Annotated in this window: 14 protein-coding genes; 3 read left to right on the top strand and 11 right to left on the bottom strand. The window is 40.9% G+C overall.

Features of this window, described 5'->3' with window-relative positions; all coding sequences use genetic code 11:
• The first annotated feature begins 120 nt into the window (after positions 1-120).
• Positions 121-1323 carry a HupE/UreJ family protein gene (locus A6749_RS18755; protein WP_236719701.1) on the top strand — a complete coding sequence of 401 codons (1203 nt, stop codon included), beginning with the start codon at positions 121-123 and terminating at the stop codon, positions 1321-1323.
• A 57-nt stretch (positions 1324-1380) separates the two neighbouring features.
• Here the strand turns inward: A6749_RS18755 and aroD are convergent, their stop codons facing one another.
• From aroD to A6749_RS18715, 8 genes are all read right to left on the bottom strand, one after another.
• Complete coding sequence (gene aroD / locus A6749_RS18750; RefSeq protein WP_066393944.1) at positions 1381-2139, bottom strand: type I 3-dehydroquinate dehydratase; 759 nt, start codon at positions 2137-2139, stop codon at positions 1381-1383.
• Positions 2136-2657: a shikimate kinase gene (locus A6749_RS18745; RefSeq protein ID WP_127485724.1), complete on the bottom strand. Its 522-nt coding sequence runs from the start codon at positions 2655-2657 to the stop codon at positions 2136-2138. The genes aroD and A6749_RS18745 overlap by 4 nt, the downstream gene beginning before the upstream one ends.
• A gap of 244 nt (positions 2658-2901) precedes the next feature.
• On the bottom strand, positions 2902-3804 hold the full coding sequence (gene nikC, locus A6749_RS18740) for a nickel transporter permease (protein ID WP_066393941.1): 903 nt from the start codon (positions 3802-3804) through the stop codon (positions 2902-2904).
• A 13-nt stretch (positions 3805-3817) separates the two neighbouring features.
• Positions 3818-4825, bottom strand: a complete 1008-nt coding sequence (locus A6749_RS18735; RefSeq protein ID WP_066393938.1) for an ABC transporter permease — start codon at positions 4823-4825, stop codon at positions 3818-3820.
• A 178-nt stretch (positions 4826-5003) separates the two neighbouring features.
• Positions 5004-6623: an ABC transporter substrate-binding protein gene (locus A6749_RS18730; RefSeq protein ID WP_066393931.1), complete on the bottom strand. Its 1620-nt coding sequence runs from the start codon at positions 6621-6623 to the stop codon at positions 5004-5006.
• Positions 6624-6675: 52 nt separating this feature from the next.
• The gene (locus A6749_RS18725) at positions 6676-7644 is read right to left on the bottom strand and encodes an ABC transporter ATP-binding protein (RefSeq protein WP_066393925.1); all 969 of its coding nucleotides are present in this window, start codon (positions 7642-7644) and stop codon (positions 6676-6678) included.
• Positions 7625-8638 carry an ABC transporter ATP-binding protein gene (locus A6749_RS18720; protein ID WP_066393913.1) on the bottom strand — a complete coding sequence of 338 codons (1014 nt, stop codon included), beginning with the start codon at positions 8636-8638 and terminating at the stop codon, positions 7625-7627. Before A6749_RS18720 ends, A6749_RS18725 begins: the two co-directional genes overlap by 20 nt.
• A 233-nt stretch (positions 8639-8871) precedes the next feature.
• The gene (locus tag A6749_RS18715; protein ID WP_066393898.1) at positions 8872-9633 is read right to left on the bottom strand and encodes a MerR family transcriptional regulator; all 762 of its coding nucleotides are present in this window, start codon (positions 9631-9633) and stop codon (positions 8872-8874) included.
• Between the two features lie 166 nt (positions 9634-9799).
• Between A6749_RS18715 and A6749_RS18710 the strand changes: the two genes are divergently transcribed.
• Positions 9800-10162 carry a DoxX family protein gene (locus A6749_RS18710; RefSeq protein WP_066393896.1) on the top strand — a complete coding sequence of 121 codons (363 nt, stop codon included), beginning with the start codon at positions 9800-9802 and terminating at the stop codon, positions 10160-10162.
• Positions 10163-10408: 246 nt separating this feature from the next.
• Positions 10409-11905 (top strand): peptide MFS transporter, encoded by a 1497-nt coding sequence (locus A6749_RS18705; protein WP_066393893.1) that lies wholly within the window; start codon positions 10409-10411, stop codon positions 11903-11905.
• A gap of 111 nt (positions 11906-12016) precedes the next feature.
• Here the strand turns inward: A6749_RS18705 and A6749_RS18700 are convergent, their stop codons facing one another.
• The 3 genes from A6749_RS18700 to A6749_RS18690 form a co-directional block, all read right to left on the bottom strand.
• Positions 12017-12937, bottom strand: a complete 921-nt coding sequence (locus A6749_RS18700; protein WP_236719700.1) for a Gfo/Idh/MocA family protein — start codon at positions 12935-12937, stop codon at positions 12017-12019.
• A 19-nt stretch (positions 12938-12956) separates the two neighbouring features.
• Complete coding sequence (locus A6749_RS18695) at positions 12957-13769, bottom strand: arginase family protein (protein WP_066393885.1); 813 nt, start codon at positions 13767-13769, stop codon at positions 12957-12959.
• Between the two features lie 161 nt (positions 13770-13930).
• Entirely contained in the window at positions 13931-15172 is a 1242-nt protein-coding gene (locus A6749_RS18690) for a cysteine desulfurase-like protein (RefSeq protein ID WP_236719699.1), read from the bottom strand.
• Positions 15173-15325: the final 153 nt, after the last annotated feature.

Genomic DNA, 15325 nt, shown 5'->3' with positions numbered 1-15325 from the left:
GTAATTATTTACATTGTACAAATGGGTTTATAATATGATTATATAAGGGATAGATGTGATTTTTTTAATTCAGTTATTTCCAAAAAAGATATTTTAATATAATAATTCAGGAGTGGTTTTGTGGGGTTATTTTTCGACAAATTTCGTTATTTTTCAACATCTAGACTTAGTACCATCCTTTTGTTAACGCTTGCACTTATATCATTATTTTCTTTTCCTTCTATAACTTCTGCCCACGCTTTAAGCGCCAGCTACACAAATATCACAATAGATCATGATAAAACAGAGTTAGTTTTTTCTATCGATACTCTATCTATCCTTGAGTTAATAGATGGCATTGATCAAAATAAAAACTGGGTACTGGAGAAATCAGAGATTGACAATAAGGAGCACGAAATTGAAGAAATTATATCCGAAGGGCTTGCACTGGATAAGAATAATCAAGAGCAAACACCCAAGGTAGAAAAAATGAAACTTGTAAAAAAACAAAACAAGGAATTTCTATCCATTTATATGGCTTATCCGGCTTTTTCATCCGGCGATACGATAACTTTGAATGACGGCTTCTATGTGAATGATACAGCGACAAATTATGTAAATCTTATTTCCGCTTCCTATACCGGAACGACAAGCGAAGGGATTATCCAGGGCAATGATCGCAGCTGGACGATGCTGTTAACAGATGTACAGCAAGAACAAGGAGCTGACCACGGTCAAACTGTTACCCAAGGCTCGGACCAAGGACCTACAAAAGATCAATCAGTTGATACAAAAACTACGTCCACATGGCTGTCGTTTTTCAAACTGGGTACCCTTCACATTTTAACCGGCTATGACCATTTATTATTTTTATTTGCGTTATTGTTAAGAAAACAAACCTTTAAACAATATGCTGCAATCATTACATCCTTTACGATTGCACATAGTATTACACTTAGTTTGGCAGTCCTTGGCTGGGTCACACTGCCGTCACGGTTTGTAGAAGCAACAATTGCCTTTAGTATCTGTTATGTCGCATTAGAAAATATTTTCCGGAAAGAGATTCGCCATCGTTGGGGTATCACATTCTTATTTGGTTTAATTCACGGTCTTGGATTTGCCAGTATCCTTAAGGAAATGGCCATTCCAAAAAGCCATCTTGCAGTGGCACTAGTTAATTTCAATTTGGGAATTGAGACGGTCCAATTGGGAATTGTATTATTGCTGCTTCCACTGCTAAGGTTTATTCAAAAGCAAAAATCATACAGTAAAGTGATACGTTTGGGGTCGGTTATCATTACTATTTTAGGCGGTATCTGGCTGGTTGAACGGATATTTTTCTAGATGTGAAAACAGGCAGAATCTAACGGACATGGAGTTCGCTAGATTCTGCCTGTTTTTTTAGTTTTTTAAAAGTTTTAATACTCTTCTTAGCTCTGAGACTGCAATTTGTCCGGGGGCAGATTCTCTGCCTGCAGAACCAAATGTCAACGCTGAACCAAACGCTCCTCCTGCTAAGCGGCTGATAACCCCTCTACTTCCCATGGAAATCGTAATAATCGGTCTGTTTGCATACTGGGTATACATTATGTTGGTTGCATCCAGTAAAGTCAGAACATCCGCTTGACTTTGCGGCATGACCGCGATTTTTGGCAAATCCCCGCCTAATTCCTGCGCCTTCTTTAATCTGGCGATAATTTCCTCTTTTGAAGGTGTCTTTTCAAAATCATGATTAGAAATAATGACGAAAATGTTATTTGCGTGTGCCCATTCCACCAATGATTTTACAAGCGATTCATCACTAAATAACTCAATATCGATGATGTCAGCTTGGCCGGTCTCAATAATTGCTTTATTCAATTGTAGGTAATATTCCGGACTGATTTCTTTTTCGCCGCCCTCTTTTGCACTTCTGAAGGTGAAAATGAGAGGTGTTTCTTTGAGAACCGTACGGATTTGATAAAGTGCATCTATCACTTTTTCCCGATCATCTACATGTTCGAAAAAGTCTGCGCGCCACTCGACAACATCCAAATCTATGGTTTTTAACCTATTTGCTTCTTCTAAAATCTCAGTCAAAGTCCTTCCTACCATTGGTACACAGATTTTCGGGGTACCCTCGCCGATCGTAACGCCGCGGACTGTTATCGATCTTGTCATTTTTTTAATTCCCCCTTTATGAGAATTTCCTTTACAACCTCTTCCGGATTCTTGTTATCAACTTCGATTTGTAGATGATGATTGGCATAGATTGCTTTTCTTTTATTAAACAGTTCTTCCATTTCTCCTAATGTTTTTCCTTGGAGAACTGGGCGGCTGTCGATGATGAGACTGAGCCTGTCCTTCCAGTTTTCAAAAGAAATACTTAAATAAATGACTGTGCAGTTTGTTAAGCATTCATTTTTGATATTCTCCTGTAGGAACGCGCCCCCGCCGACGGAAATGATTTTACCTTCCTGTTTAGTAATTCTTGTGATTAACTCCTTTTCTTTATCTCTAAATACCTTTTCACCGAACTTCTGAAAGATTTCCGGAACCGGCAAATTGAATTCCTTTTCAATTACTTCATCTATATCTATAAATTCTCGATTAAGTTTCGCAGCCAGCAGCTTTGAGACAGTCGTCTTTCCGACCCCCATAAAACCGATTAAAACGATACTTTTTTCTTTATTAGTCACACTTTATTCCTCCTACCAAACACGGACAATCTTTAGCCTATTATAAATCTTCTGATTATATAAGACAAAACTATTTTTTGCGATTGCACTTCCGTTATTTTTACCCTAGTTTAACTTTAACCCTTTATACGCTACCTTGACACTTTTTTTATTCGCTCTTGGTCGTTTATAACTTCTATTAACACAACTATCCTTCTCCATATCAGCTTCACAAGAAAAAGACCCCATTTAGGAGTCTTTTCAGCTAGTTTTTCATTTTTGGATCAAGTACATCACGTAATCCGTCCCCCATCAGGTTAAACCCAAGCACCGTCAGCATGATCGCCATACCTGGGAAAAATAATGTCCATGGGGCGTTAGTAATATAGTTTTTGGAATCGGCGAGCATTTTCCCCCACTCAGGCGTAGGCGGCTGGGCGCCCAAACCAAGGAAGCCTAACGCAGCGGCCTCAATAATTGCTGTGGCAATCGCCAAGGTTGCCTGCACTATTACCGGAGAAATACTGTTCGGTAAAATATGACGGAAAAGAATCCGGGAATCCTTCATCCCAATCGCCCGCGCTGACATAATGTATTCTTCCTGCTTAACACTTAACACTTTTGAGCGGACAAGCCGGCCAAAGTTCGGCACGTTAATGACAGCAATTGCAATTAAAGCATTTTGCAGCGACGGGCCAAGAATAGCGACAACTGCAATCGCTAGAAGAATACTAGGGAAGGCGAGCATAATATCAAAAATCCGAGAAATTATTGTATCTACCCAGCGTCCGTAGTACCCGGCAACGATGCCTAAAAATGTCCCAGCCACTACAGACCCTAAGACCGAGAAAAATCCGACCCAAAGGGAAATTCTTGCTCCATATAACACCCTGGAAAAAATATCCCGTCCAAAGTCGTCGGTTCCAAACCAATGCTTGCTAGACGGCGCCTGCATCCGTTCGGACATCACCTGCTCCTTAAAACCGTATGGCGCGATCCACGGCGCAATGAGGGCAATAATGATAAAAAAGATAACAATTGCAAGACCAATGACGGCTAACCGATTTTTATAAAAGGACCGCCATGCCTCCTTCCACGGAGGTACAAACTTTTCTTCAGCTGGTATTATTGTCTGAATCTCAGCTGTATTTTTTGCAAGTTCTGCCATTAACGGTCCCCCCTTATTTCGTATACTTTATTCGCGGATCGATTAGAACATATAATAGATCCACAATCAAATTGATTAAAACGAAGATGGCAGCAATAATCAGTATCCCAGATTGAATAACAGGGTAATCACGGAAATTAATAGCATCATATAAATATCTTCCAATCCCTGGCCAGCCGAAGATGGTTTCTGTTAATATCGCTCCCCCTAATAGCAAACCTGTTTGCAAACCTATCACTGTAAGAACGGGAATAATGGCATTTTTCAATGAATGCTTGTACACTACCCAAAACATTCTCAAGCCTTTAGCTCTAGCAGTACGAACGAAATCGGACCTCATAACCTCTAGCATCGTTGCCCGTGTCATTCTGGCAATAATCGCCATTGGGATTGTCGCAAGGGCTGCACTAGGTAAAATTAAATGCTGAAACACTACTTTAAATTGATCAAATCGTCCCTGCAGCAGGGTATCAAGCAAGTAAAAATTTGTTAACGATGTAACGGGATCTCTAGGGTTCTCTCTCCCCGTTGTTGGCAGCCAGCCTAATTCAATCGAAAATACCCATTGTCCCATTAAACCTAGCCAGAAAATCGGCATCGAAACTCCAATCAAAGCAAATACCATTGCGACATAATCGAACCATGATTTTGAAAACCATGCGCTGATGATCCCAGCATTGACCCCGATAACAACAGCAATGATGATGGCAACTAATGTTAACTCCATCGTTGCTGCTAAGTATGGCCAAACCTCCTCATTAATCGGACCCCTTGTCCGCAGTGATATTCCTAAATCTCCATGCAGGAGAGAATTAATATAATCAAAATATTGTATGTACCATGGCTGATCAAGTCCCAACTGTTTCGTCAGTTCCGCGATTGTTTCCTTTGTAGCCCTTTGTCCAAGGATTACTTGAGCGGGGTTTCCCGGGATGGCATGGATAATTGCAAATACAATCAAGGTCATGCCGATTAGAACAGGTATTAATGAAAGTATTCGCCGGACTGTATATGTTAGCAACTTACTCACCTCTTTTGTGATTAATTTCTACAAAAATTTGATTCGCGGATAAATTGCTTAAAATCGCGGATATCATCCAACAATTCGCGGATAATAGCGGTTATTATTTTTCAAAAAAGAGCAATCCTTTGTTAGGCAAAAGGGGAGGCAAAGTTACCTCCCCTCTCAAAACTAATTACTATTTGAATTCAATTTTGGCTAAGCTCTCAGAGCCTGTTGGATGCGGAAGGTAATTAGCCACATCTTTAGCTGCTGCTAGTAACGGTGTTGAGTGAACAAGCGGCACCCATGGAGCATCTTCATGGACGATTTCTTGTGCTTTCTTATAAAGCTCATTACGTTTATCTTGGTCAGCGATTGTTTGAGCTTCAATTAAAATCTTGTGCAGATCATCATTGCTGTACTGAGCATAGTTATTGGCACCGATGCTGTCCTTATCAAGCAATGTGTAAATGAAGTTGTCAGGGTCTCCATTGTCACCGGTCCAGCCTAGCATGAACATATCAAACTCACCTTTTGCCGCCTTATCTAGATAAGTTGCCCAGTCAACGGATTTGATGTTTGCTTTGATATTAAGTTTGCTTAAGCTTTCTTGAATAACTTCAGCAACCTTTTGTGCTTCAGGCATGTATGGACGGGCTACAGGCATTGCCCATAGGTCAATTTCGAAACCTTTTTCAAATCCAGCTTCCTTAAGTAACGCTTTTGCCTTCTCTAAGTCATAAGGATATTCTTGAATCGCATCATTGTATCCTTCAATAGAAGGCGGCATTGGGTTTTTAGCTGCAATTGCTTTACCGCCATAGAATGCATCGATGATCGTCTTTTTATCAATGGCGTGGTTGATTGCTTGACGAACAAGCTTATTATCAAACGGCTTGCGAGTCGTTGTCAGGCCGAGGTAACCAACGTTCATTGATGGACGTTCGATGATTTGCAGTTTGTCGTTAGCAGCTACAGTTTCCTCATCTGAATTATTTAATCCATCCATTACGTCAATCTCACCATTTGCAAGGGCGTTAAGACGAGCAGTATTTTCCGGGATGACGCGGAAAATAATTTTGTTTAACTTCGGAAGTTCTTTATCCCAGTATTCTGTGTTCTTTTCAATCACAATCTTGTCGTTTGGCTTCCACTCAACAAATTTGAATGGACCTGTTCCAACAGGATTGTTTCTGAAATCATCGCCATACTTCTCAAGAGCTGTAGGACTGGCAATACCAAACATAGACATAGCAAGGTTTTTCAAAAATGGTGCTTGAGGTCTTTTCAAAATAAATTGTACTGTGTGATCGTCAACAGCTTTAATTTCTTTGATAACATGACCTTCGTCTTTCTTAAAGCCCCCAAACATTGTGTAATACGGGAATTTTTCCGCATCACCGTTCATCCAACGGTTGAAGTTGTAAATAACGGCATCAGCATTGAAATCCGTGCCGTCATGGAATTTCACCCCTTGGCGAAGGTGGAATGTGTAGGTTAAGCCATCATCAGAAACTTCCCATTTTTCGGCTAGCCCTGGGTGAATCGTTGTATCCTGCTCCCCATAATTGAGTAATTGTTCAAAAATATTAATTGTTACCTTGAAGGTTTCACCTTCTGTTGTGGTGATCGGATCTAGCGAAGTAGAGTCACCACCGCGGCCATAGACAAGGGTATCCTTTGCAGGAGCGCCGCTGTCAGCCGGCTTCTTTTTGCCGTCCGCATCGCTGTTCGTCTTGCTGCTGTTACAGCCGACTAGAAGCATGCTGATGGCTAATAAGGAAATCAGCAGCATTTTTAACGTTTTGCTCTTCATTTTGTTTTCTTACCCCCTAATATTTTTGTTTTTATATCATAAATGCCGCCGATCACTCGTTATATAAGTGACAGGCAACATAATGACCGTTAAGTACTCTTTCCACTGGCCTCGTTGTTTTGCAAATATCCATGCACTCTCCGCATCTTGTGTGAAAGGCACAGCCTGACGGAGGGTTGGCCGGACTCGGAAGATCACCTTCTATTAAAATAGTCTCTTTCTTCAGGTCCGGGTCTGGGACGGGAACTGCAGAAAGCAGTGCTTTTGTATAAGGATGCAACGGATTCTCGTATAGCTCCTCACTATCAGTCAACTCTATTAATCTGCCTAAATACATCACACCCACTCTGTCGCTAATATGGCGGACAACCCCTAAATCGTGGGCGATAAAAATGTAGGTTAACTGGAATTCCTTTTGAATATCCTTCATCAGGTTTAACACCTGAGCCTGAATTGACACGTCGAGGGCTGAGACCGGCTCATCGGCGATAATCAGTTTGGGCTTGGTCATAAGTGCTCTCGCAATCCCAATCCTCTGCCGCTGCCCGCCGCTGAATTGATGCGGATATCTTTTCGCATGATAACTGCTTAAACCAACTACTTCCAGCATTTCCTTAACCCGCTTGCGGCGCTCTTCCCTCGTCCCGATACCATGTACAATTAAGGATTCTTCTAAAATTTGCTCGATGGAATGCCTTGGGTTCAGCGATGCATAGGGGTCTTGAAACACCATTTGAATATCGCGCCGGACTTTTCGTAATTCCGACTTTGACATCTTGGTAATCTCTTTATCTTCAAAGATAATCGAACCGTCACTTGCTTCTATTAAACGCATCAAAAGACGGCCGGTTGTTGATTTGCCGCAGCCGGATTCCCCAACAATGCCTAATGTTTCTCCTTTTTTTACGTAAAAAGAAACGTCATCTACAGCTTTTACTTCTCCTTGTTTCCTTCCTAAGATGCCGCCAGTTATAGGAAAGTACTTTTTAAGGCCGTTTACTTCAAGAAGTAACTCGGACATGTTCGTCTCTCCCCTCTTTCAATGTATGTAGGAAACAGCGCACTTCATGTCCGTCTTTTTCCGATTGGTATAAATCTGGTGATTCCATCCGGCATTTTTCAAACGCTTCCGCACATCTTGCGGCAAAGCGGCAGCCCTGCACAACTGATCCAGGTATCGGAACAGTACCAGGGATGCTGTATAGTCGTTCCTTTTTTCCTCTTAAGTCTGGAACCGATTTCAATAATCCTTTTGTATAAGGATGCTGAGGGTTTTTCAAAATGGTTCTCACATCGCCCTGTTCTACCACCTGTCCAGCATACATGACAATGACCCGCTCACAGATTTCCGCAACGACACCCAAATCATGGGTGATTAAGATAATCGAGGTGTTTGTTTTTTGATTGAGATCCTTCATTAATGCAAGAATTTGAGCTTGAATCGTCACATCCAGCGCTGTTGTCGGCTCGTCCGCAATCAATACCCTCGGATTACAGGCCATTGCCATCGCAATCATCACCCGCTGGCGCATACCACCGGAGAGTTGATGAGGGTACTCGTTCAGAATCCCTTCCGCTCTCGGAATCCCTACGAGCTTTAATAATTCGATGCTGCGCGCCTTTGCCTCTGCCTTTGAAAAGTTAGTATGTAAGCGTATGGCCTCCAACAATTGATTTCCAATAGTAAATAACGGATTTAGAGACGTCATCGGTTCCTGAAAAATCATCGAAATCTGATTGCCGCGAATTTTGCGCCATTCTTTTTCAGAGATGTTTTTAAGGTCCTTCCCGTCAAAAATAATCTCGCCATTTTCAATTTTCCCTGGAGGTGTTGGAATCAACCCCATCGCTGCAAGTGAGGTAACACTTTTACCGCTCCCGGATTCTCCAACGATTCCAAGAATTTCTCCCTCTCTTAGTTCAAAGCTGATCCCATCCACCGCCGGCAGGAACTTCTTCCCAGATTGAAAGGAAATCCTTAAATCTTTTATTTGTAGAATAGGTTCATTATTCACATTTACACCTACCTAATCGTTATTAATCTAACATTGTAAAAAAATATTACAAAATAATAAATATTATGACAATTATATCATACTATCATTTCTAAAAAAACTCAAACTTGGTTATAAATATTAAAAAAGGTACCTATCACCCAGTAATAAATACCTAAAAAAGAGTGCCTGACACCGTTGTGGATAACTGAGTTATCCACAACGGTGTCAGGCACCAAAATAATATTATTATTTTAAGCCTTGCTTGTATAAATAAGGATGGCATCTCTAAGGAATTCGGCTGTTCCGGGTTGTTCCTTGTCGTAGTAGGCTTTAAATCTTTCATCGTCTACATACATTTGGGCGAGTCCTGCATGGGCTTCCTTGCTATATTCATGCCAGTAATAAGTGAGCCATTTCTTGTGTAGTTCTGCTGCTTTTTGCGCAAGGTCGCATGCAGGGTTACCCGTTTTCATGGCTTCCGCAAGTGTTTTCGTTACCTGTTCAGCAAGGGCTGTAACCTCTTCATATTCCTTCTTTGTCATGTTTTGAAGTTGGGCATTTGAACGGTTCATCGTCTCATTTCCGTATTTTTCACGAATTTCCCTTCCATACTTTTCCTCATTTTCATCTATCATTTTCTTCTTAAAGCCTTCGAATTTTTCTTTATCAGACATTTCCATTCTCCCTTCTTTATAAGCGATTGTCTTCTCAACATTCGCAATTAATAAATTTAATTGTTCCCGCTTTTCAATGAGCTTTTGCCGATGTTCTGTAAGTGCCTTTCTAGCATCAAAGGAGGGATTTGTAATGATTAACTTGATATCTTCTAATCCTATGCCTAATTCACGATAGAAAAGAATTTGCTGCAGCTGGTCCACTTCTGCTTGACCATAGATCCGGTATCCCGACGAATTAATTCTAGCCGGCTTCAGAATCCCAATTTCATCATAATACCGAAGAGTTCTGCTGCTCACCCCTGCCAAAGATGCCAGCTTCTGCACTGTATATTCCATCAGATCATCACCTCCTCTATAACCAACGATACACCTTTACGCAGCGTCAAGGTCAACGACTATTTTGCCTATTTTAAAAAAATGGGTGCCTGACACCATTGTATTTTTTGGTATTGTTTGTCCCCCAGTCCGCATACAGTTGTACAAAGGGGGTTGGACAAACGACATGGGTGCTTCTTTATCAACGATGAAGCTTATTCGTTATGCAGTTGCTTATGTTTTTATTGTTTCAGGTTTGATGAAATTGGTTCATACTGAAACAGCCAATCATTTTCTTGGTTTAGGCCTGCCGTATCCGGAGTTGATGCTAAAATTGGTGATCATTCTTGAAATTGGCTGCGGAATTTTTATTTTGCTTAATAAATCAGTTAAAACAGCGGCAATCCCGTTAATTGCGATCATGATTGCAGCAATCATGATAACGAAGCTGCCTATCGTCAATACAGGCTTGCTGCAATTTGCCTTTAATGCCAAATTAGACATAGTCATGTTAGTTTTATTACTCATCCTTTATAATCGATATCCTTAGTTTTTATATAGAACCAGGCTGTTTTAAAGGCAGCTTGGTTTCTTTTTTTCTATTATTTCATTCGGATGTTGTGTGATTCGGAAAACAATTATTATTTTGAAAAAACTTTCTTTTCCTCCCTCAAACTCCTTAAAACATTGATAAATCAATATTTTCTCCAACCAACAACTTATAACTTTTAAAAAAGTTTTTGACGATTCTAAAATATAAAAGTATTATAGAATAACAAAAGGAGGAGAAAATTTAATGTCGAACATAAATAGACAGAAAATTGTGGAGAGTGTACCTCAAAAAGGATTCTTCGGGCACCCTAAAGGCCTATTTACATTGTTCTTCACGGAATTTTGGGAGCGCTTTTCTTATTATGGAATGAGGGCAATCCTCGTTTTCTATATGTATTATGAAGTCTCTAAGGGCGGCCTTGGGATGGACCAGACCTTGGCACTTTCCATCATGTCCATCTACGGATCACTTGTTTATATGTCCGGGATTATTGGCGGATGGCTGGCTGACCGCGTCTTTGGTACGTCAAAAGCTGTTTTTTATGGCGGGATTCTCATTATGCTTGGTCACATTGCTTTAGCCATTCCTGGAAACATTGCCTTTTTCTTCGTTTCAATGGTATTGATTGTTATCGGTACAGGATTATTAAAACCAAACGTATCAAGCGTTGTTGGTGATATGTATAGTGAATCAGACAATCGCCGTGATGCTGGTTTCAGTATTTTTTACATGGGTATTAACTTAGGTGGTTTCCTTGCCCCGTTAATCGTTGGTTCTAAGACGATTATGGATACAAGCTTCCACTTAGGCTTCGGGATCGCCGCTGTCGGTATGTTTTTGGGATTAGTTGTTTTTATGGCAACCAAGAAAAAAAATCTCGGTCTCGCCGGAACGATTGTCGCAAACCCATTATCTCCTGCTGAAAAGAAAAAAGTGTTCACTTATTTCGGATTAGCAATTGTGATTATTGCCATTATTTGTGCTATTACGATTCCAAAGGGAATCTTAACGTTCCCAGTATTTATCACCATCATCAGTATTCTCGGTCTTTTGATTCCAACCATTTATTTCATAAGAATGTATATCAGCCCTAAAACAACAGCTGTAGAGCGTTCAAGAATTATTGCATACATTCCATTATTTATTGCGTCTGTTATGTTCTGGGCTATTCAAGAGCAGGGATCAACGATTTTGGCAAACTATGCGGACAAGCGGACACAGCTTCACTTCGCAGGGTTTAATATTTCACCGGCGTGGTTCCAATCACTAAATCCATTATTTATTATCACGCTAGCACCTGTATTTGCGATACTTTGGGTAAAATTAGGAAAACGAGAACCGTCTATTCCGCAAAAATTCTCATTCGGGCTATTATTTTCAGGCTTGTCCTTCCTAATTATCCTATTACCTGCTTACCTGGGCGGAACAAATTCATTAGTAAATCCATTATGGCTTGTTCTCAGCTATTTTGTCTGCGTCCTCGGTGAGTTGTGCTTATCGCCGGTAGGCTTATCTGCTACCACTAAATTAGCACCAAAAGCCTTTGCCGCACAAACTATGAGCTTATGGTTCTTATCCAATGCGGCAGCACAAGCGGTAAATGCACAGCTCGTTAAATTTTACACACCTCAAACTGAAATGATGTACTTCGGTGTCATTGGCGGTGCCTCCATCGTCCTAAGTATCGTGCTATTTGCACTTGCACCGAAAATTCAGAGCTTTATGAAAGGTGTCCGTTAAAAACGACAGGAAGAGAAATCCTATTTAGCTTCATGGCTGATAGAATTTCTCTTCCCTTTTTTAATTTTATTGATTTAACAAATATTAACTTCAATAAATTTTAATCATTTTTCATAAGTTTCGTTCCGCTAATTTTGTAATAATTTCTTCACAAATTTCATGGGTTTCGAGCGAATCCCATCCGGTAATTTCCGGGCTGGAATTTGATTTGACTGCCTCAATAAAATCGCCCACCATCTGCTGAAACCCCCGTTTCACTAAGGTCGGCTCCCAATCGCTTCCCCGCATTTCAATGTTTTCCATATCCTTGGATATGATGGTTTCTGAAACATTGTACACCGTCCCCTTCTCAAACGGCCCCATTACTTGAGCAATTTCTTCGTTTGTACCATTGTCTCGGTTCATAATGCCAATCGCTGTTCCACCTTGTGAAATAAACTGAACCACCACATGATAAAGGATGCCATTTTCAAGGCGGCCATTGACCAGCAGTTCCTCAATTGGATGGGGGGATAAATAACGCATTGTATCGACAACATGGATAAAATCATCAAAAATAAAGTTCCTCGGTTCCCCAGGAAGATTTTTTCGATTCTTTTGTACGAGGACCATGTTGGGCTGTGCAATTTGCTTTAATCTCCTATAGGAAGGAGCATATCTACGGTTGAACCCGGTCATGAGAATAAGCCCCTTCTCTTCAGCCAGTTCCACAAGCCTTTTCGCCCCGTCATAATAATCCGTAATCGGCTTGTCCACAAATACATGAACGCCACGGTTCAGCAGCCAGCTGAGGATTTCTTCATGTGATGATGTCGAGGAGTGAACGAATGCCCCGATGATTCCGCTGTTTACCAGAGAATTCAAATTTGAATGAAGATGGGTAAATCGGTATTGCCCGCCAATCTCTTTTAACTTTTCCTGGCTCCTTGTGGTAAAATGAAATTCTACATCCTTTATTTGACTGTAAACCGGAAGATATGCCTTATGAGCGATATCCCCTAGTCCAATTACTCCAATTCTCAACACGAACATCCCCCCAATAAATGTTTCTTTAGCTAATTTTACCATCCAAAAGGAGTTTATGCCCCTTTTGTTTCTGTTCCCTTGTTTTCAAACATGTATCTAAAATAGTTAAGTTTGCATTTTCATTTTTTTGAATCATCGCTTGATAGTCCGGCAGCAGCATATCAGCCGGAGAAATATGCTCTTCGCCGCAGATATCAACCCCTTCAATTTGTTTATGCTTGCCAAGCATTTCTAGATATTGAGTCAGCATCTGAAGATTCATAACCCCCTGGTTCCAGTTGGTAGCGGCTTCAACGGCATTTAGTACATCTTTATCAATACTAATATAGACATGTTGTGTATGGATGACGGATAAAATTGATTTAAATGAATAATGATGTCTGCCATCAAACGGAAAGATGACAACTCGCGGATGATTGATGTGAGTTTGTGAAATCGTGGTTGGTCCGATGATGACAACTTGCTGTAATAACGGAATTTCGTCAAGGGCATACGATACCCACGAACCGCATGAAAGCAAACTTTCATCTTGGTTTTGATTCATACCAAGATCAGGATGATTGTCAAATAAAACGAGGGTGAATGGTTTGGTCATTTCTTTTAATAACAGGAAGCTCATATAATGATAGTTTCCGCTGCCAATGAAGGTGATTCCCTTTTGCCTCCGTCTTCGCAGCTGATGCTTTAACAGGACTAATGAATCATCCTCGCAAAAAAGATTTACATGCTGCATTTGCCGAAAATCAAGGTCTTCATGCCTATGCTGCAATAATTTTGGTTGTTCAAAATACGTTTCATCAAAGTGGATAATACTAATTCCTTGTCTTACTAAACCCATGTTCATTCATCTCCTATTAAACATTACCGGTGTCAGACACCAATTTGGTTATTAGTGAATTAGAATTATATCTTCTATTATATCACCTCCATTAATTGACCGCTTTTCTAGTGCTTAAAAAAAACCGAAGCATCCCATTGGTTGGCTTCGGTTCAAAGTTATTATTTATTAACTATATTAAGAGATTTTACATAGGATTGGATTGCTTCAATTACCATCTCTATTTCTTCTTCCGAATTATATGGAGCAAAGCCTGCACGAATCCAGCCGCCTGTTTCATTGATTCCCAGTTTTTCTGCAAGTGTTGACGCATAGAAATCCCCGCTCGCAATGAAAATTGCATAGTTTTCGGCAAGCCATCTGCAGACTTCTACCGGATCGGCACCATTAATCGTAAAGGCGATGGTCGGAGTTTTCGCAGCGGATTCCGGCGCTTGGTATAATGTTACCTCAGGAATACTTTCCAGCGCCGTACGCAGTTTCCTCGCTAGTTTATTTTCGTATTCTTCCATTCTTGCATATGCACTTTCAATTTTTTCCCTGCGTGTCGCCCCAATTCCTAAGCTGGCAATAAAGTTAATTCCCGCTTCCAGCGCAGCGATCGCTTCATGGTTCTGTGTTCCTGTTTCTAGTTTGTCAGGGATATACGTCGGTGCCGGCTGTAGTTTATATACTGATAGTTTCTCGAATACTTCTTCTTTGATTACCGCAATGCCAAGATGAGGTCCGAAAAATTTATAAGCGGAACAAAAGAGGAATTGGGCCCCAATTTGATCACGATTGATTAGAAAATGCGGCACAGCATGAACGGCATCAACAGCAAGCATGGCCCCAACCTCATGTGCCCGGTTGGAAATGGTCTTGATGTCTGTAATCGTTCCGACAGCGTTAGATGCAAGTGTTGCCGCTACAAGCCTTGTATTTTCATCAATGATATTATTCAGATTAGATAAATCCAATGTTAATGTTTTCGGGTCAACAGGAATAAAGCGGACTTCAATGCCGGCATCTTCAGCGGCAGTTGCCCATGAATCCACATTGGAACGATGGTCTATCTCGGTAACAACGATATTATCCCCGCTCGTCCATGTTTTTTTCAAAGCACGGGAAACAGCAAACATTAACGAAGTTGAATTTTGTCCGAAAGCCACTTCATTTGGCTTGGCACCGACAAGGTCGGCAGCTGCCTTTCTCGCTTTTTCAATATACTGTTCCGTCTCCTTGCTTGTCGGGAACTCCCCATGCAGGTTGGCCCCGCCATTCGTCATGTACGAAACCATTGCCTCAATTACCGGTTTTGCTGCCTGCGAACCCCCGGGGCCATCCATATAAACTGCCAGCTTCCCGTTATACTTACGGGTCAGTGCCGGAAATTGCCGGCGTACTTCTTCAATCGGAAACATCTTGACCATACTCCTTTTAAAAAAAGTTTTTTCAAGCATATGGTATTAATACGGCACAAGGCCGAGGTTTCCTGCAAAAAAATGCTAAAATCAAGCTTACCAAGGAATTTATTAAATTTATGAAGCGTTCATGAGAGCTCTCAATTGGAGTTA

Source organism: Neobacillus mesonae, from assembly GCF_001636315.1.
Lineage (GTDB): Bacteria > Bacillota > Bacilli > Bacillales > Cytobacillaceae > Neobacillus > Neobacillus mesonae.
Note: the sequence above shows the minus strand (reverse complement) of the source record. Positions and strands in the feature narration are given on the sequence as shown.